Genomic DNA, 18,356 nt, shown 5'->3' on the forward strand with positions numbered 1-18,356 from the left:
TCTATTCCATTTTCACTGTAGCTTTTTTCAGGGTAGATGCACGGCCGACTCAATACACGTGTTTCAAGAATCCCAGATCGCGCCATAGGCGGGTATTCCACGGGCCTCAAGCGCTTCCACGACACGCTGTGTCAGCGCCTGGTTGGCGATACAAATCACCGCCTCCGCACCAACGGCCTGCACCGCGCCGTAAGCCAATTGCAGCAGATCTGGCTTGCCGCGTTCATCGGTGTCCCAGATCAATGCGCCGGGCTGGGCGCGTAGAATTTCGTCGACCAAGGCGTCGCCATAGGTTTTTCTCGGGCTGCGAGTCGACCAAATCAACTGGATCGGCGTTTTAGCGGCCAATAAATGCGGCATGACCGGTCCAATGCCACTGCCCGTGGCGATGTACACCACGGACTTGAACAGCGTTTCCACGTTGGCCACACCGGCAGTGGTAATGCCCTTGACCCAGACGTGTTGGGGCAGGTCCTCAATGAAGCGCCCGGTCCAATCGCCGGCTTTGGAAATGATCAGGCGAAACCCTGCTTCGCCCGGCGCAGGAATATTCGCAAATGAATGCCACTCAAGCAGTGGATGGCGACTGAGCGCAGTGGCCGAACCGACAAAGGGCGTGGTGTGGGTAAAGCGCGTAACCACCGCATGCCCTGAAGGACGCACGTGTTCGATGGCCACCTTTCGCAGACGCAACCAAGGTAAAGCGATGCTCAGTGTTAGCAGCACCAGCATCCAGAAAGACGCGCTGTGCAGCAGGTTCGACGACGACTCGTATGACGCCAGCAGCGCCAGCCCCCAAAACAGCAGCAGAGCGCTCCAACCGGCAAACCGGTGGACGCGCTCGAAACCATTATGAAAGCGGCCACGGATCTGCGGCTGCGCCATGATCACCATCAACATCAGCAGGCTCAGCAGCACACCGCTTAACCACAACCAGGCTGGCGAAACGCTGCCAGGTGCCTGCACATATCGCGCGACCTGAACACCGACCATCACCGTAAACCAGGCGGTGGCGGCCAAGGCTGCGCCACTGTGCAAACCACCGAAGTGGTACACCTTGGCTGCGCTGCGACGCACGCGCAGCGGCCATGTGAGCGGTACGCGTGTCGCCAGCCAGAACAGCGCATTGATCACGTATTGCTGACGAATCAAAATGGCAATCGACAGGTTGATCAACACCATGTCCGACAGCACTTGAACATTGATGGCCTGCAGGTTCAGGCCCATCAGCACAAACGCCGCGTTAGCCATCAGAACCATTGCCGCCAGGCGGTTGTAGTAAGAAAAAACCCGCAATGACGTCCAGCGGCGCCACAGCGCGGGCTTGGGCGGGACCACGGTGAGTGTCAGTAAATCAATCACGACCGGCGTCCTCGGATGAGAGCGCCGCCAAGGCCACGAACCGCTCCCGCGCCCGTTGCAGCAACAGAGCCTTGTCTATCTTGCCCCTGGCGGTCATCGGGAAGTCCTTGACCGCGTAAATAGCCAAGGGCACGCAGTAGTAGGCCAGCCGCTGTTCACACTGGAACCGGCACGCGTCAATATCGGCGTCGGCCGGTGAGACAAAGGCCACCAAGGTGCGGCTGTCCAGTTTAAGCGTGACGGCGCGCGTGCAACCGGCAGCGGCCTCCAGGGCCGAAGACACCGCGTCCAGTTCCACACGAAAGCCGCGAACCTTTACCTGATCGTCAACACGGCCCAGGTGCTCAAGTTGCCCATCGGGCGTCCACCGTCCCAAGTCTCGCGTGCGAAACATCATCGCCTCGCCACCCAAAAAAGGGTCCGGGCGATAACGTTCCTGGGTCAGCGGGGTATTGTTCAGGTAGCCCGCCGTGACGCCCATGCCACCGGCCCACATTTCGCCGATTTCCCCCAATTCACAGGCGCGGCCCTGTTCGTCGAGCACATACACCGTGTTATTGGGCGTCGGCTGACCGATGGTTAACAACGTACCGGGCACATGCAGGTGCAACGTATTGACGATGGTGGTTTCGGTGGGCCCGCAGCCGTTGTAAAACGCACAATGCGTGGCCCACAGGTCGGCGAGCGCTTGGGAACAGGGCTCCCCCGCCACCGCGACCACACTCATGACCGGGCACTGCTGCGGGTCGAGGCTGGCCAGTATCGAAGGCGTCGCGATTAACACATGGCACTGCGCAGCGGTCTTCGCTATGTCTTTGCCGCGAATCAACAGCGTTGCCCCATGGGCCAGGCAACCGAGGATTTCCCAGGCCGCCATGTCAAACCCGATGTTGAGGATCTGCCCCACGTTGCGGCCAGGCGCCATGCCCATCTGGCCTGGCTGGGTCAGCAGAATGTTACATACGTTGCGGTGACTGACACACACGCCATTCGGCCGGCCGGTAGTGCCCGAGGTGAACAACACGAAACACAGGTCATCGGTGTCGGTGGCGGCGAACACCTGATCATTGTTTTGCGCCACCCAAAGCTCTTCAGCCAGGAACGTATCCAGGCACAGGCAGCGATCGGCCGCTTCTGCGGGAATGCGATCAACCAGGTGCGACAGCGTCAGCACCACCGGGCTGGTCAATGAGTCGAGGACCATCGCCAACTGCAGGCTCGGCACGATTCTGGCGTCCTGCGGCACGTACGCAGCGCCCACCTTCAACACGGCTAAAAGCCCTACCACCATTGGGATTGAGCGCTCGACGAACAACGCTACCGTGTCGCCGCGTTTCACGCCCAGCTCGGTCAGGCGCACGGCCAACCGATTGGCCTGGCGGTTGAGTTGTTCATAGCTGATACGCTGGCCCGCCCACACGGCGGCGGTCGCTTGCGGCGCCAGCGCCGCTTGCATTTCAATCGCGTGGTGCACACGATCGAAGGTGGGCTGGCTTGTCGGGCCACATCCCCATTGCTCAAATAAAACACGCCGCACGGCAGGCAAATGAGCCAGCAACGGCAGGAAAAAAAACTGAGTGTTGATTGGCGAAAATGTCATGAAAAAACCCTCGTATGTTTATTGCCAACGCTGTTCCGGCAAGTACGAGGGTTGATTGGTGGGCAGTTCAGACATTACAGGCACCAGAATCCTTAAGGCATTACCCACCTGCAGGGGAAAATTTCTTATTGCTTCCTGTGGGAATAACTTACAGCGGCGAGCGTCTACACCTACACAACCGGCTAGACTCGCCCCCCATGCATGAACTCGACGAACAGTTACGTGAACTCATCCCCAGGTTGCGGCGTTTTGCCGTGTCCCTGACCCGTAACGCCAGCAGCGCCGACGACTTGGTGCAGTCGAGCCTTGAGCGCGCGATTACCCGTTGGGCCGACAAACGCACCGAAGGTGACCTGCGCGCCTGGCTGTTCTCGATCCTTTACCGACAATTTCTCGATGCCCACCGGCGCAGCCGGCGTTACGCGCGCATGCTCGAATTTCTTACCGGCCGTGACGACGCTCAGCCCTCGGTGGAGCGCACGGTGATGGCCCAATCGGCCCTGCAAGCCTTCGACCAACTCAACACCGAGCAACGCGCCTTGCTGCTCTGGGTCTGCGTCGAAGGCTTAAGCTACAAGGAAGTCGCGGCTATCCTCGAGGTGCCCATCGGCACCGTCATGTCGCGCCTGTCACGCGCGCGCCAAGCCTTGCGCCAACTCAGCGATGGCGAAATTGCCAGCCCTTCCCTGCGGATACTCAAATGATCAGCCTGCCCCCCAGCGAACGCGATTTGCATGCCTACGTCGATCACCAACTGTTGGAAAGCGACCGCCGCGTACTCGACACCTGGTTGGCCGCGCACCCCGACGTGGCAGCTCAAGTGCAGGCCTGGCAGCACGATGCGCAAGTGCTGCGCGCCGCCTTGAGCGGGGTTTTGCAACAACCGGCCAACCCCGACCTGGACCCGGCACTGATCCGCCAACGCATCCAGCATCAATCGCGCCGCCACTTCGCCACCGCCGCCGTGCTGTTGATCGCCGTCACTCTCGGCGGCCTGGGCGGCTGGCACGCCCGCGAAGCGACCCAAGCGCCGATGTTGCCGATGGCCGACGCCATGCAAGCGTTCCGCCTGTTTGCCCAGGACGGCATCATGCCAGCCGATTTCAAGGCCCAGGGCAGCGTCAACATGCAGGCGTGGCTCGACCGCTACTTCAATCAGGCACACCGCCTGCCGGACTTGAGCGCGTCAGGTTTTACACCGGTCAGCGGGCGCCTGCTCACCACTGAACAAGGCGCTGCGGCGATGGTGCTGTACGAAGACACGCAAGGTCGGCGCATCAGTTTCTACATTCGCCCGCCAGGCCCGGAAAACGGCTTTTTGCCGCGTGGCAGCCGCACTGCCGATGGGCTGCAGGCTGAGTACTGGTCCGGTGCCGGGTACAACTATGCCGTGGTCAGCCCGAACGATGAGCCCACGGCAAAGATGCTCAAGTTCTAGAACCCAACGTCCAGCACGACGTTGTCGGTATAGGTGCCGGCCGGTGGCGTGGGCTGGTCGGTGTAGACCTTGGCGTTGTAGGTGAAAATCTGGCTGCCGGTGCCCAGGCCGTTGCCGGGGTTGACCTCGGCGGTCGAGCTGTCCCGTCGCGCTGCGCCGACGCTGCCCCAGCGCGTGGTGCCGGCGCTTTTGAAGATGTCGTAGGCGAGGTAATTGGTGCCGGCAATCATGCGCCTGCGCCCACCCACGCTGACCGGGTTCTGGCCATCGCTGAGGCCTACGGTGTAGGCGCTGCCTTTGGTGCAGGTGATACTGATGGTCTGCGCGCTGACAGGGGCAAAACCGCTCACCACCGGCGCGCTGCCAAAGCTGATATTCGGCGCGGTGATCTGGCAATCGTTGGTGACGGTCATGCTGACGGTCATCGCCGACGTGCCGGTGCCGGTATCGCGCCCCGCGCAGATGCCGCCGATGCCGATGCCGGAGCAATAGTTCCAGTTCCAGGCAATGCTCAAGGTCTCGCTGTACAGCCCTGCAGCCACGTTGCTGCCGGTAATACTACTCACGTACAGCGGGAGGTTTTTTGCGCCCGGCCCCGCCACCAGCCCAAGGGTTTGAGCGATGCCGCTGGCGGCGCCAAAATCAAATTGGCTGTTGCGTGTGATCGGATAACTGGTGGTGTTATTGCCGTAGAGCGTGTAGCCAATCACATCCCCCGTCGGCCCGACCATGCCACCTTGGGTAGAGCCCGTCACCGTGGCATAAAAGTGGTCAGTAGAGACCAGCAGCGAGATCAGTGTCGAGGTGCAACGCAACCCCGCGTTAGCGCTGGAACTGGCCTGTGCAGCGGTGCGCACGGTCATCGAACTGATCGAGCCAAAACTCACCGGGGTCGGGGTGACCACCGAACACAGCGCCATTGCCTGCGCCGAAAACATCAGCCCGATCAGCCCCACAAGGTACAGCCATCCCTTGCCTCTCACCTGCACGCTCCTTGTTCAGCCCCTCATTGGCAGACCAACGGCCCGATCAGCGGCACGTCCTGTTGTTGCTCATCAATGTCGAACGTCGCCTGGCAGGTGCGCCCTTCACCCAAGGTCACCTGCAGCGTGTTGTGCGCGCTGAGGTTTTCCAGGTACACCAGGCCATCCCAGCCCACCACCGCCTGCGTGTTGCTTTGTTCGTGGACGACCAGGCTGCCCAGCGGCAAGTCCTCATGCTGGTTGTCCACCAGCGTGATGCTCGCAGCGATCACGCGACGCAACGGAAACGCCAACAGATAACCGCTGCCACGCCGCACCGAGACGCGTTGCTCCACGTTCGCACTCTGGATATTCGGCGGCAGGTTCAGCGGGTCGATTTCGTACTTGCCGCGGTAATACGCACTGCTCCACGGCACCAAAAGATGCCCATTGCGGTCGGTGTGGCCCACCAGTTGGTTCTCGTAGCGCACCGGAATACCGGCGAAACCCTCGGTGCTCACCACCACGAAAGCGTCGTTGATGCGGTTGGCGGCAAACGTATTGCCGCCCATCCACACCAATGAACCGCTGGCATCTGCCCAGCGCGTCTCGGCGTCGCTGCTGCCGTACACGCCGGCCTGCAACTGCACCGATTGCAGGCGCCAGGTCAGGTCGGCCTGGCGATAGGTCGGGCCATCGCCTTGAGCGTAGCCGAGGTTGTAGCCCACGCCCCCTTCGCTGGGCACCGCACTGCTGTAATTGACGCGCTGGCGACTGGCGCCGTCTTTGCTGCGCTCGCTGCTCACGGCCAGGCTGCCACTGAGGTCGAACGGAATGACCAATTGCGCCTGCATCGCCCAGTTGCTGTCGCCTACCTCGCGGTTGCCCGACAGGTAAAAACTGGTGTTGCGCCACAGCGGTTTACTCCAGCTCAGGTTAAACAGCCGCGTGCGCGAATCATCGGCCGCCTGCACATCGAAGTAGCCAACGCCCAAGCTGCCAAAACGCTCCAGGTTGAGGCTTAACGTCACCTGTTCGCTGCGCTTGCTGAGGCTGGCGTAGGGCGTGTCGACCAGGCTCAAGTCGGCGTATTCATCGCGCCGTTCGACGCGCTGGTACGACAGGCTGTAGCGCGTGCTGTTGTACTGGTAACCCAGGCTCAGTTGCTGGCCGGTGCGGCCTGCGAACTGGCTTTGGGCGACGGCCGTATTGAGCACGCCGAAGTTACCCAGCCGCAGGTTGCCGCCCAGCCCGCCGAGCGTCAGGTCGCTGGCGGCTTCGGCATGGCTTTCAAGCGTCAGGTTGTCGGAGTAACCATAGCGAAAGGTGCCGCTGGCGACGCCCGGTCCGTAACCGAAATCACGCAGGGTGTAATCGCGGCGCAAGGTCCCGGCGGCCACCGAAAAATCCGACAGGCCTTGTTGCAACAACGTGCTGGTGACGTAGAACGGCACGGTGGTCGAGACTTGGCGACCCAAGGCGTCGGTGGTGACGACCACCGCTTCACCGGCGCCGTTAATGAACGGAATATTGGTAAGCGTGTAAGGCCCCGGTTGCAGCAGCGCGCTTTCGGACTTGTAGCCGTTGATAAACAGGTCAACCGAGGACGGCACGGCCGCTTCACCGGCAAATTGCGGCAAGGGATACGTGACCAGGTCCGGGCGCACCGCGAAATCGCGCGACAGTTGCACCCCGCCCAATCGTACCGAACTGCTCCAGGGCAGCGAGCCGCTGATCACATCCCCCGCTTCGTAGGTCAGCAGCCGCTCGTCATCCGAGAACCGCCACGTGGTGTCGTAACGCCGATAGCCATTGTTGAGCGTGCTGTCGCTGACGCCGCCGATCAGGGTTTGGCGGTACTGCCCGGTGGTCGACAAGGTGCCCCAATTATCGAACAGTCGCAGTTCGCTCCACCCGGCGAGGTAACTGCCACCTTCGTCGGTGTCGTTGAAATACACGTCATAGTTAAGCAATGCGCCAAAGCTGCTCATGGCCTGAGTGCGCGGGTAGGTATTGCGATTGCCGATGAACTGTTCCTGCAGCCACGAGGGCGGTACATCCAGCAACAGGCGCTGGCCGTTGCTGTCGTAGTCGCTGTGCAAACCCGGCAGCGCGTCCAGGGCGATGCTGCCGGTGAGGTCGCCCGGCAATTTCATGCCCACGTCCTGTAACGCACTGGCTGGCACATAGAGCTGCCCGGCCCGTTGATCAACCGCGATAACGCGGCCAGTGTCCATCTGGTTAACCACCAGCTCCAGAAACAGTTGTGCATCGGCAACAGCCTCCAGACTGCTTGGGGGCGGCGGCAGGTCGCCAGCCACGCCCGGCAGCGCAATCATCGCACCGCACAGCCCGCTCACCACTGCCACCGACGGCCACCTACAACGAGCCCAACCACGGCTCCATGGCGTTGTGTCCTTCAATGGACATCTCCATCCTGTTGAACCCGGGACTAACGCCGTCGCGCGGTGCAGCGGTTACCGCTTTGGCGCCAGACTCTCCAATTGCGGCGCACCGTTGATGCGTACCTGCAACGGCTGATCGGCGGACACCGCGTCCGGCACCGGCCAGCGCATGGTCGCGCCGGGCAGCACATAACCGAGCAGGCCATCTACCAGAGGCCGGGGCTGCCCGCCCTGCTTGAACGAGGCGTCTGTGAGGCGCGCATGCACCGCGCCCTGGTTGCGCACCTCAATGTAGGTGCGCCCGGCCACGTTGACTTTTTGCCAGCTCAGGTCCGGCTTGCCAGCGCCTTTGGGGTCGCGCTGGCGGGTAGCATCGTCCTTGCTCCACAGGCCAGCGCCGTAGGCGAACAACGGCACCGAGTAACGCATCTGGAAGCGGATGGCCGCTGCGGTATTCTTGCCCTCCGGCGGCGTTGGCACCTGCAGCGCCGAGGGGATTTCATCAATGATGATGCGATAGGCGAGCTCCTGCCCCGGCGGCACTTCACGGGTTCGCGTCAGGCGTACCAGTTGCTTTTGCCCTGGCTCGATTCTCGCCACCGGCGGGCTGCCAACCACATCGCGCTGGTTTTGGTACTGCTCGTCAAAACCACTCTGGCTCCAGGCAAACACCCGAATCTGCAGGCTGGCCGTCTCGCTGCCACGGTTTTCCAGCCACAGCGCGCTGGCCTGTTGATCGGCTTCCAGCACCGGGTCGATGGGCCAGATCAGCACCGAACTCGCTGCCTGCACAAGCCCCGCCGAGCACACGGCAGCCAAGGCAACACCCGCGGCCCAAAGCCGCCGGGAAGGTGAACGCATAAACCCACTCCTTATACTCATAGCCCTACCACGACAACTGCACCTGCAGCGTATCGCTGTACGTCCCCCCAGGCTGATTGCCGGGTAACTGCACCCGCCCGTAAATCGGCAAGCTGATGGTGGTTGCATCGCTGTAACTGACGGTGACGCTCTGACTAATGCCCAGGCTCTGACTGAACGCCGCATCCCTGAACAACTGATAACCCACGCGCGCGCTACTGCTGTTGTGCTGCATATTGCGCCCGGTGCTGCTGTGCAACCCGCCATCGACGCTCATGCTCAGCGTCACCCCGGGCGTGCATTGCAAGATCACCCCGCTGGTCAGCGCCGCACTCACCGTGCCGGTGGCGAGGGCCGAATAACTGCCGTAGGCCAGCGCGCCATAGTTAGGCCCCGCGCCCACAATCAGGCAGCCCGGCGTGACCGTCGCGCTGACTTGAAAGCTCTGGCTGGTCACCGCCGACAGCGGCAGCGGCACTGCAAACGCGCAGGCCAGCAATGCCTTGAGCCACACCGAACGTGTCATGGCGTCAGAACGTCAGTTCTACGGCCACCGTGTCGGTATACGTGCCCGCTGGCAGCCCTGCCTTGCCCACCGCGCGGCCGTAGAGGTTGACGGTTTGCGCCACGCCGGTACTCGCGGCCAGGGTGATCACGCCGTCGATAGCCAGGAGCGCGGAGTGCCCGCTGTCGGTGTAGAAGTCATACGGCACGAAGTTACCCGCACCGTCGGCCAGGGCACGCGTGCCGCCTGGCGAGGCGTTGTCATGCGCGCCGGCACGCACCTTGACCGTCGGCGTGGTGCCGGCAGAACACAGCACCGACAGCGCGCCGCCCGTACCGGTGCCGCCCAACAGTTGCGCGTCGGCGTTGGTGAACAAGCTGTTGGTGGTGCCGAAGTTCAAGCTACCGAAGTTCAAGCCGGTGGCCGCCCCGGAACCGTTGACCTGGCAACTCGCGATCAGCGTCATGCTGGAGGTGATCTGCCCGGTTACGGTGGTCGCCGCGCTGAGGCTGGAGGCCATCGCAAGGCCCAGCGCGCAGACGCCTATTCGAGATACTAATGTGTGCATGATGGTCATCCCTTTGAGTTACCAGTCCAGTGTCACGGTCAACGTGTCGGTGTAGGTGCCGGCAGGCAGGGCAGTTGTATTGGCCACCACGGCGCCCCACACCGGGATGGTCATTTGTGTGCCATCGCTGGCGACAAAACTGTGTTGCTGGCCGATCCGATAGGGAATGCGCCCCAACGGGTCGGCCATCAGTTGATAATCGATGGTCTGGCGGCCGTTGCTCAGGCGCCGCGTGGTGCCAACGGCATTGGTGCCGCCGTCAATGGTCACGGTGAAACTTGCGACTGTCGGGTTGCATGACACCGACAGCGGCGCTGTACCGCTGGCCGACAGGCCCGCGCCCAAGGGGTTGCTCCAGGTCGGCCCCTGGCTGCCGAAATCGAGCATGGCCGTGCCGCCCGTCGGGCTGACCGGCGCCGTGTCAGTGCCGCGGCTCACTTCGCAACTGGCGGTCACCACCATGCGCGCCTGGATAAACCCGCTGGCCACCGCCGCCCGGGCGTGCTCCGTTGCCAGCAATAAGCTGCCCATGGCCGCCAAGGCCAGCAACCGGCTTACCATGTGACCGTGACCTTGAGCAGGTCGGAATAACGACCGACGGCCGGGATGCCTTTCAGCGGTTCGATTCGGCCATACAGGGGCAAGTCGACGGAGCCTGAGTCCGGCACCCGCCCGCTGAGGGGCACATCCACCGGCAACGGGATCAACCGCGCAGCGTCTGCGTAGATACGATAGGGAATGGGTTGACTCGAAGGGGTTGCGGCGCTCAGGTAGCGCACTTCGCCGACGCCACCATGCAGGCCGCCGTCGACGCGCACTTGGTAAGGCGTGTCGGGGTTACATTCCAGGCGTGGCTGACGCTGGCTGATCAGCGCCGCACTCAAAGGCCCGGCCGGGTCATCCAGACGCGCGCCGCTGCCGAAATCCAATACGCCCAGTTGCTCGATGCCTGCGCTGCGGGTAGTGCCCACCAGTTGGCAGCCACGCTGCACGTCAATGCGCACCACCACCTGCAACTGCGCGGCGTACACCGTACTGCAGAGCATCGTGCCCATCACCGCCAATACTGCTCGTCCCTTCACAGCCCCAATTCCTTATACAGGGGTAACGCCTGACTATGAGGTTAGCCACTGGCAGAAAAACCGCCAGTCCGGAAAGGTTTTTGCGCGTGCCCGACTGTTGCGCAATAGCGGGCGCTATTGGTCAAATCGCCGCGGGCGCCCTAAAGTAAGCCACCACCGAAACACAGAGTGACTCGCATTGGCCGTGTTTTCCCTGATCCAGCGCCTGTTTGGTAACAACGCCGAACCCGCCGGCGCATCGCCCATCCCCGCTTACTTTCAGGCCCAGGCCGAGCAACTGGGCTATACCCTCAGTGCGGGGCAAACCCAGGCGATTGCCGCCCTCGCCCGCGAAGCCGGGCACCTGCTCGCCGGCCAGCCCACTCGCAGCCTTTACCTTCACGGCCCGGTGGGGCGTGGCAAAAGCTGGCTGCTCGACGGTTTTTTCCAGGCGCTGCCGATTGCCGAGAAACAGCGGGTGCACTTCCATGCATTTTTCGCCCGGCTGCACCGGGGCATGTTCCTGCACCGCGAGCATGACGATGCCTTGGCCGTAACCCTTAACGAGCTGTTGGCGGGTTGCCGCGTGCTGTGTTTCGACGAATTCCACGTCCACGACATTGGCGATGCGATGCTCATCAGCCGGTTATTCAAGGCGCTGTTCCGGCGCGGCGTGCTGGTGCTGGTGACCTCCAACTACGCGCCGCAAGGGCTGTTGCCCAACCCGCTGTACCACGAACGCTTCAAACCGGTGATCGACCTTATCGCCGCGCGTATGGAGGTGCTGGAAGTCAGTTCAGACCAGGATTTTCGCAGCTTGCCGCAGGCCCATGCGCAACAGCGCTTCAGCACCGGTCAATACGTGTGGCCAGGCACCACGCAGCAGCGCGAGGCCTTGGGGTTACCCGCTGCCGATTGCCCGGCGCAATGCTTGACCGTCGGCACCCGGCAATTGAGCTGCCGCCGCCATCAGGCCGCCACGCTCGCCTTCACCTTCAACGACCTCTGCGAACAGCTCACGGCCGTGATGGATTACCTGCTGCTGTGCGAGGACTTCGACCACTGGATCATCGACGGCCTGCCGCCACTCGCAGACTGCCCGATCGCCGTGCAACAGCGTTTTATCAACGTGGTGGACGTGCTCTACGATCAGGATAAACGCCTGACACTGATCGGCCAGTTGCCCTTGGCTGAAGCGCTGGAAGGCCAGGCCATTGACCTTGCGCGCACCGCCAGCCGCCTCGGACAATTGCAAACGGCGCGCGCGCAACCCGCGCCCGACCCGGTATCATGAGCGCCTTTTTACGCCCTCTTGCCGAGTGACCGCGCCGCCGATGAATACCCTCGCCCAACTCAAGGCCGGCCAACTGGCCGGAATCACGCGCCTGGACCTGTCCTGCGGGTTGACCGAATTCCCGCAGGAAATCTTCGAGCTGGCCGACTCCCTGGAAATCCTCAACCTCACCGGCAATGCCCTGAGCAGCTTGCCGGATGACTTGCATCGCCTGACGCATCTGCGCGTGCTGTTTTGCTCGGACAACGCCTTTACCGCGCTGCCGGAATGCCTGGGCCAGTGCACAAAACTGAGCATGATTGGCTTCAAGGCCAACCAGATCAGGCATGTACCCGAAGCCTCTCTGCCGCCGCAGTTGCGCTGGCTGATCCTCACCGATAACTGCATCAGCCAATTGCCCAGTGCATTGGGCGAACGGCCATTGCTGCAAAAACTGATGCTGGCCGGCAACCAACTCGCACACCTGCCGCAGAGCCTGGCCAACTGCGCCAACCTGGAGCTGATTCGCATCGCCTCCAACCGCCTGACCCAACTGCCGCCCTGGCTGCTGACCATGCCCAGCCTGACCTGGCTGGCCTACGCCGGTAACCCGGTGGAGATGGCCGTGGAGGTCGCGGCAGATGAGGCGACGGCGAACATTCCCTGGTCGCAGTTGGTTTTGGGCGAAGTGCTGGGCGAAGGCGCCTCCGGGATCATTCGCAAGGCGCAGTGGGCGCCAGCCGCCAAGCCGGTTGCGGTCAAACTGTATAAAGGCACGATCACCAGCGACGGCTCGCCGCTGCATGAAATGCAGGCCTGTATCGCCGCAGGTTTGCACCCCAACCTGATCAAAGTGCAAGGCCGCGTAGTTGACCACCCGCAAGACCAGGCCGCCTTGGTGATGGACCTGATCGACCCGAGCTACCGCAACCTCGCCGCCCTGCCGAGCCTGGCATCGTGCACCCGCGATATTTACCAACCCGACACGCGTTTCAGCTTCGACGTGGCCTTGCGCATGGCCCGAGGCATCGCCTCGGTGGCCGCGCATTTGCACCGTCACGGCATCACCCACGGCGATTTGTACGGCCACAATATCTTGTGGAACGAAGCGGGTGATTGCTTGCTGGGCGACTTTGGCGCGGCGTCGTTCCATGCCACGGCCGACACCCTCGAAACCAGAGCACTGCAACGCATTGAAGTGCGCGCGTTCGGCGTGTTGCTGGGGGAGTTGCTGGAGCGGGTTGAGGCGGGGTCAAGTGATCAGCGGCTGCTGGAGCTGCACAGAAACTGCTGCCAGCCCGACGTGCTGGCGCGCCCAAGCTTCGAAGAGATCGAAGCGCTGCTGCAGTCTACCTAACAGCGCCGAACCCATGTGGGAGCGGGCTTGCTCGCGATGGCGGTGGGTCAGTCGACTCATGTATCAACTGTAAAACTGCTATCGGGAGCAAGCCCCCTCCCACAAAAAGCGCCCTTGATCTGCTTCAACCACTCAGGTCGGCTTTCAGGCCGCCGTGCTCTTGCTTTTGATCTGCTTTTGATCTGAGAAGCGCCCCGTTAAACCACGATGGCCGCACGCGGGCTTCCGGATGTTCAAAAGTGACCCGCCGTAAGGGCGGAACCCATACAAGCCCTAACCCAAATACCGGATATGTAAGCTTAGCCAGCCAGGCCGACAAACATATCCTGCACGTCATCGTGGTTGTCCAAGCCTTCCAAAAAGGCTTCGACTTCGGCCATCTGCTCATCGGTCAAACCGCTCACCGGGTTCTTCGCGATGTAGCCGAGCTTGGCCGACAACACGGTAAACCCCTGCTCCGGCAGTGATTTTTGCACAGCGTCCAAGTCGGTAGTCTCGGTGATGAACAGGCTGGTACCCTCCTCTTCACCCTCTTCGAAATCCTGGGCGCCGGCTTCGATGGCGGCCATCTCAGGGTCGGCGTCCGGGGTGTCCGGCGACGCTTCGATCAGGCCGACATGGTTAAAGTCCCAGGCCACCGAGCCGGAAGCACCCAACTGGCCCTTGCGGAACGCCACGCGAATTTCCGCCACAGTACGGTTGATGTTGTCGGTCACGCACTCAACGATCAACGGCACCTGGTGCGGGGCAAACCCTTCGTAGGTCACGCGGTGGTACTGCACGGTTTCACCCAGCAGACCGGCGCCCTTCTTGATCGCGCGCTCCAGGGTTTCCTTGGGCATCGAGGCCTTTTTGGCCTGCTCCACGACCAGACGCAGGTGGGCGTTGGTTGCGGTGTCGGCACCATTGCGGGCGGCGATGGTGATTTCTTTCACCAGCTTGCCAAAGATTTTGCCCTTGGCATTCGATGCCGCTTCTTTATGTTTGACTTTCCACTGTGCGCCCATGACTCACTCTCTTCATATGCATGGCGCCGAGACGTCTACTGGCCGGCGCTTTGGCGGCAGAGTTTATAGGGCAAAAAAAAATCGTTCCAGCAAAAAACCGTCACGACGCCAACTCGAAAAACGCCTGGATCAAGCGCAATGAGCGGCGTCGCTGCAGGCAACCGAGCATGTGCCGGTTGACCAGCCCATCGCCGTGCAAAGGAATCGCGTGCACCCGCGGGTCGCGGCTGACCTCGATTGACGACACCACGCCCACACCCAACTCGGCGGCGACGGCTTCGGTCACCGCCTCGCGGCTGTCGAGTTCCAGCAATACCTTGGGCTGCACGTGCGCCATCGCGCAGGCGTTATCGAAGGTGCGCCGGGTGATGGAGCCGGGTTCGCGCAGCACCATGATCACCTCGTGCAATTGCGCCAGGCGAATGCCCGCCGGGTCGGCCAGCCACGGGTGCCCGGCCGGCACCAATGCGCACAGCCGCGATTGTTCAAGCGGCTGCAGGTGCAAGCCAGTGCGCGGCTCCACCTCGGTCAGCACCGCCACGTCCGCGTGCTCGGACAACAACGCAGCGAGGGTTTCCTGAGCGTTACCCAACCGCAGGTTCACGGTAATGCCGGGGTAGCGCGCGCGCAGGCTGGCGATCATCGGCATCACCAGGTGCGGGCCGTCTGCGGCGACTTCAATGCGCCCGGTGAGCAATTGGCGATTGGCTTCCAGCAAGGTCTGCGCTTCGTCCACCAAGCCAAAAATCGCCCGGGTGATGGCGGCCAGGCGGGTGCCTTCCTCGGTCAACTCCACCCGCCGCGCCGTGCGACGCAACAGCGCAATCTGGTAGTGCTCTTCCAGGGCCTTGATATGCCCGGTCACGGCCGGCTGGCTGATGAACAGCCGCGCCGCCGCGCGGGTAAAGCTGCCCTCGCGGGCCACCGCATCAAATGCACGCAGTTGGAATAAATTCATAGCTATCGGCCTCACTGATAGCTCGCATAACAACAAACAATTTGATTGATGACAAGCCAAACTGCAATTTAGGCGCCGTAGCTTCACCCCCATCCCATGCGAGGACCTGAGATGAACACCGTCGCGCCCATCCTGCTCACACCCGGCCCCTTGACCACGTCTGCGCGCACGCGCCGGGCGATGATGGTGGACTGGGGTTCATGGGATGACCGTTTTAACCAGCTCACCGCGAGTGTCTGCGCGCAACTGCTGGCGATCATCAACGGCGCCGACAGCCACCATTGCATCCCCTTGCAAGGCAGCGGCACGTTTGCGGTCGAAGCGGCCATCGGCACGTTGGTCCCGCGTGACGGCAAGGTGCTGGTGCTGATCAACGGCGCGTACGGCAAACGGCTGGCGAAGATTTGCGAAGTGCTCGGCCGCCCTTTCAGCCCGTTCGAGACCGCCGAAGACCAGCCTGCCAGCGCGGCCGACGTCGACCGCCTGCTGCACGCCGACCCGACGATCACCCATGTCGCGCTGATTCATTGCGAAACCAGCACCGGCATTCTCAACCCGCTGGCGCACATCGCCGACGTGGTTAAACAGCACGGCAAGCGTTTGATCATCGACGCCATGAGCTCCTTCGGCGCGCTGCCCATAGATGCCCGCCAAGTGCCGTTCGACGCGCTGATTGCCGCCTCGGGCAAGTGCCTGGAAGGTGTGCCGGGCGCAGGCTTTGTGTTTGCCGAAAAACACGCGCTGGCGGCCGCCCAAGGCAATTGCCACTCGCTGGCGCTGGACCTGTTCGACCAGCACAGCTACATGGCCAGAACCGGCCAGTGGCGTTTCACCCCGCCGACCCACGTGGTCGCGGCCCTCCACGAAGCGCTGCTGCAATACCACGAAGAAGGCGGCCTGCCCGAGCGCCATCAACGCTACGCGCTCAACTGCCAGGCGCTGCTCGACGGCATGGCCGAACTGGGCCTGCGCAGCTTTTTGCCGGCGGCGATTCAGGCACCGATCATCGTGACCTTCCACGCCCCGCAAGACCCGCGCTACCAGTTCAAGGCGTTTTATGAGGGCGTCAAGGCTGAGGGTTTCATCCTTTACCCCGGCAAATTGACCACAGTGGAAACCTTCCGCGTGGGCTGCATCGGCCATGTCGACGCAGCCGATATGCACGCCGCCGTCACCGCCATCGCGCACGTGCTGCGCGCGATGGGCGTCAACCTTTCACCTTCAGGAGCCCAAGCATGAACTATCACACCCCCAACACCCTGCAGGCCGTGATCCTCGATTGGGCCGGCACCGTGGTCGACTTCGGCTCTTTCGCGCCGACCCAAATCTTTGTCGAAGCCTTCGCCGAGTTCGGCGTGCAAGTCTCCATCGAAGAAGCCCGTGGGCCAATGGGCATGGGCAAGTGGGAGCATATCCGCACCCTCTGCAATCAGCCGCAAGTGGCCGAGCGTTACCGCGCAGCGTTTGGCCGCACGCCAACAGATGATGACGTCACCGCCATCTACCAGCGCTTCATGCCGCTGCAAATCGAAAAAATCGCCGAGCACTCCGCCTTGATCCCCGGCGCGCTCGACACTATTGCGCGCCTGCGGGTGCAAGGCATCAAGGTCGGCTCCTGCTCCGGCTACCCCAAGCAAGTGATGGACAAAGTCGTCGCGCTGGCCGCCAGCAACGGCTACGTCGCCGACCACGTGGTCGCCACTGACGAGGTGCCCAATGGCCGCCCATGGCCTGCGCAAGCACTGGCCAACGTGATCGCGCTGGGCATTGATGACGTGGCGGCCTGCGTGAAAGTCGACGACACTGTACCGGGCATTCTCGAAGGCCGCCGCGCCGGCATGTGGACCGTCGCGCTGACCTGCTCAGGCAACGCGCTGGGCCTGACCTACGAGCAATTTCGCGCGCTGGACAGCAGCACGCTGGCCAGCGAGCGCGAACGCATCCACGCGCTGTTCGAAGGCTCGCGCCCGCACTACCTGATCGACACCCTTACCGACCTGCCTGCGGTTATCACCAACATCAACCAGCGCCTGGCGCGCGGTGAAATGCCGCAAAGCCACTGATAGAGGTCAAAACAGCGGCATTTACACCAAGCAAACCGCTCAAAACCGGCATACAGTAAAAGCACTCCGTCGCCAAAGAACGGAGGTTTGCCCTGATGAGTGAGGAACCAGCAATGCCGTGGAAAAACTCCGATACCCGCTACAGCACCATGTCGATTGCGCTGCACTGGTTGATGGTGGTGCTGCTGGCGGTGGTTTACGCCTGCATAGAGTTACGCGGCCAATTCCCCAAAGGCAGTGGCGCGCGAACGTTGATCGTCGAAATGCACTTCATGTTCGGCCTCAGCGTATTTGTGCTGGTATGGCTGCGCCTGTTTGCCCGCAGCATGGGCGTTGCGCCGAAGATCGTGCCCGCACCGCCGCGCTGGCAGAGCCTGTTGGCGACGCTGATGCACGTTACGCTGTATGCGTTGATGATCGGCATGCCGATTGCGGGATGGCTGATCGTCAGCGCAGAGGGCCATTCGGTGATGTTCTACGGCATTGAGTTGCCGCCGTTAATCGCTGAAAACAAAGACCTGGCCAAGGAGATCGAAGGCTGGCACGTACTGTTTGGCAAGACCGGTTATTGGCTGATCGGGCTGCATGCAGTGGCGGGGCTTGCGCACCATTACATCCTGCGCGATAACACCGCGCTGCGGATGATGCCCGGCAGGCGCTGACTTCAAACCGAACACGGTCAACTGTGGGAGGCCCGACTGCATCTTTGATGTGGCGCTATTGCGCATCGGGCTGGTTCGGGGGTGTTCTTCAGGTTGGGTATATATCCATTATTTGGGTGATGGCTTGTATCGGTTTCGCTCTTACAGCGAGTCACTTTTGATAGATCCGGAAGCCGGCCCAGTCAAAAGTAACCATGGTTACTTTTGCGCTGTTCAAAAGTGACCCGCTGTAAGAGCGGAACCGATATAAGCCATAAACTCAGTAACGGATATG

General features: G+C 62.1%; 18 protein-coding genes. 7 read left to right on the top strand and 11 right to left on the bottom strand.

Annotated elements, in window-relative coordinates:
- Positions 1–63 precede the first annotated feature (63 nt).
- Entirely contained in the window at positions 64–1,362 is a 1,299-nt protein-coding gene (locus ACOZK9_RS02525; RefSeq protein ID WP_058415584.1) for a ferredoxin reductase domain-containing protein, read from the bottom strand.
- Positions 1,355–2,962, bottom strand: coding sequence for an amino acid adenylation domain-containing protein (locus ACOZK9_RS02530; protein WP_421555210.1), 1,608 nt, complete (start codon positions 2,960–2,962; stop codon positions 1,355–1,357). Before ACOZK9_RS02530 ends, ACOZK9_RS02525 begins: the two co-directional genes overlap by 8 nt.
- Positions 2,963–3,159: 197 nt before the next feature.
- Between ACOZK9_RS02530 and ACOZK9_RS02535 the strand changes: the two genes are divergently transcribed.
- Together ACOZK9_RS02535 and ACOZK9_RS02540 are read left to right on the top strand one after the other, a co-directional pair.
- Positions 3,160–3,666 (top strand): sigma-70 family RNA polymerase sigma factor, encoded by a 507-nt coding sequence (locus tag ACOZK9_RS02535; RefSeq protein ID WP_152748809.1) that lies wholly within the window; start codon positions 3,160–3,162, stop codon positions 3,664–3,666.
- Positions 3,663–4,400, top strand: a complete 738-nt coding sequence (locus ACOZK9_RS02540; RefSeq protein WP_058415587.1) for an anti-sigma factor family protein — start codon at positions 3,663–3,665, stop codon at positions 4,398–4,400. Before ACOZK9_RS02535 ends, ACOZK9_RS02540 begins: the two co-directional genes overlap by 4 nt.
- On the opposite strand, the gene ACOZK9_RS02545 is transcribed toward ACOZK9_RS02540, so the two are convergent.
- The 7 genes from ACOZK9_RS02545 to ACOZK9_RS02575 all read right to left on the bottom strand — a co-directional run bounded on the left by ACOZK9_RS02545 (position 4,397) and on the right by ACOZK9_RS02575 (position 10,756).
- A complete protein-coding gene (locus ACOZK9_RS02545; RefSeq protein WP_421555211.1) occupies positions 4,397–5,389 on the bottom strand; it encodes a Csu type fimbrial protein in 993 nt (330 codons plus the stop codon). The two genes, ACOZK9_RS02540 and ACOZK9_RS02545, sit on opposite strands and share 4 nt — an antisense overlap.
- A gap of 17 nt (positions 5,390–5,406) precedes the next feature.
- Positions 5,407–7,701 (bottom strand): fimbria/pilus outer membrane usher protein, encoded by a 2,295-nt coding sequence (locus ACOZK9_RS02550; protein ID WP_122249937.1) that lies wholly within the window; start codon positions 7,699–7,701, stop codon positions 5,407–5,409.
- Positions 7,702–7,839: 138 nt separating this feature from the next.
- The gene (locus ACOZK9_RS02555) at positions 7,840–8,628 is read right to left on the bottom strand and encodes a fimbrial biogenesis chaperone (protein WP_058415589.1); all 789 of its coding nucleotides are present in this window, start codon (positions 8,626–8,628) and stop codon (positions 7,840–7,842) included.
- Positions 8,629–8,653: 25 nt separating this feature from the next.
- Complete coding sequence (locus ACOZK9_RS02560) at positions 8,654–9,154, bottom strand: Csu type fimbrial protein (RefSeq protein ID WP_058415590.1); 501 nt, start codon at positions 9,152–9,154, stop codon at positions 8,654–8,656.
- Between the two features lie 4 nt (positions 9,155–9,158).
- Positions 9,159–9,701, bottom strand: coding sequence for a Csu type fimbrial protein (locus ACOZK9_RS02565; protein ID WP_421555212.1), 543 nt, complete (start codon positions 9,699–9,701; stop codon positions 9,159–9,161).
- Positions 9,702–9,719: 18 nt separating this feature from the next.
- Positions 9,720–10,262, bottom strand: a complete 543-nt coding sequence (locus tag ACOZK9_RS02570) for a Csu type fimbrial protein (protein ID WP_421555213.1) — start codon at positions 10,260–10,262, stop codon at positions 9,720–9,722.
- Entirely contained in the window at positions 10,256–10,756 is a 501-nt protein-coding gene (locus ACOZK9_RS02575) for a Csu type fimbrial protein (RefSeq protein WP_058415598.1), read from the bottom strand. The genes ACOZK9_RS02570 and ACOZK9_RS02575 overlap by 7 nt, the downstream gene beginning before the upstream one ends.
- Before the next feature lie 205 nt (positions 10,757–10,961).
- Between ACOZK9_RS02575 and zapE the strand changes: the two genes are divergently transcribed.
- Positions 10,962–12,056: a cell division protein ZapE gene (zapE, locus tag ACOZK9_RS02580; protein ID WP_058415592.1), complete on the top strand. Its 1,095-nt coding sequence runs from the start codon at positions 10,962–10,964 to the stop codon at positions 12,054–12,056.
- A gap of 40 nt (positions 12,057–12,096) precedes the next feature.
- Positions 12,097–13,392, top strand: a complete 1,296-nt coding sequence (locus tag ACOZK9_RS02585; RefSeq protein ID WP_421555214.1) for a protein kinase — start codon at positions 12,097–12,099, stop codon at positions 13,390–13,392.
- Positions 13,393–13,691: 299 nt separating this feature from the next.
- Here ACOZK9_RS02585 and ACOZK9_RS02590 read toward each other — a convergent pair whose 3' ends face one another.
- Together ACOZK9_RS02590 and ACOZK9_RS02595 are read right to left on the bottom strand one after the other, a co-directional pair.
- Positions 13,692–14,399, bottom strand: coding sequence for a YebC/PmpR family DNA-binding transcriptional regulator (locus tag ACOZK9_RS02590; RefSeq protein ID WP_058413377.1), 708 nt, complete (start codon positions 14,397–14,399; stop codon positions 13,692–13,694).
- A 100-nt stretch (positions 14,400–14,499) separates the two neighbouring features.
- Positions 14,500–15,357, bottom strand: a complete 858-nt coding sequence (locus ACOZK9_RS02595; RefSeq protein ID WP_421555215.1) for a LysR substrate-binding domain-containing protein — start codon at positions 15,355–15,357, stop codon at positions 14,500–14,502.
- A 111-nt stretch (positions 15,358–15,468) separates the two neighbouring features.
- On the opposite strand from ACOZK9_RS02595, the gene ACOZK9_RS02600 reads away from it, so the two are divergent.
- From ACOZK9_RS02600 to ACOZK9_RS02610, 3 genes are all read left to right on the top strand, one after another.
- Positions 15,469–16,596 carry a 2-aminoethylphosphonate--pyruvate transaminase gene (locus ACOZK9_RS02600; protein WP_421555216.1) on the top strand — a complete coding sequence of 376 codons (1,128 nt, stop codon included), beginning with the start codon at positions 15,469–15,471 and terminating at the stop codon, positions 16,594–16,596.
- Entirely contained in the window at positions 16,593–17,420 is an 828-nt protein-coding gene (gene phnX / locus ACOZK9_RS02605) for a phosphonoacetaldehyde hydrolase (protein ID WP_122250865.1), read from the top strand. Before ACOZK9_RS02600 ends, phnX begins: the two co-directional genes overlap by 4 nt.
- Positions 17,421–17,533: 113 nt before the next feature.
- Positions 17,534–18,082, top strand: coding sequence for a cytochrome b (locus ACOZK9_RS02610; RefSeq protein ID WP_421555320.1), 549 nt, complete (start codon positions 17,534–17,536; stop codon positions 18,080–18,082).
- Positions 18,083–18,356: the final 274 nt, after the last annotated feature.

The organism is Pseudomonas kitaguniensis, from assembly GCF_049199985.1.
In the GTDB taxonomy this organism is placed as follows: domain Bacteria; phylum Pseudomonadota; class Gammaproteobacteria; order Pseudomonadales; family Pseudomonadaceae; genus Aquipseudomonas; species Aquipseudomonas kitaguniensis.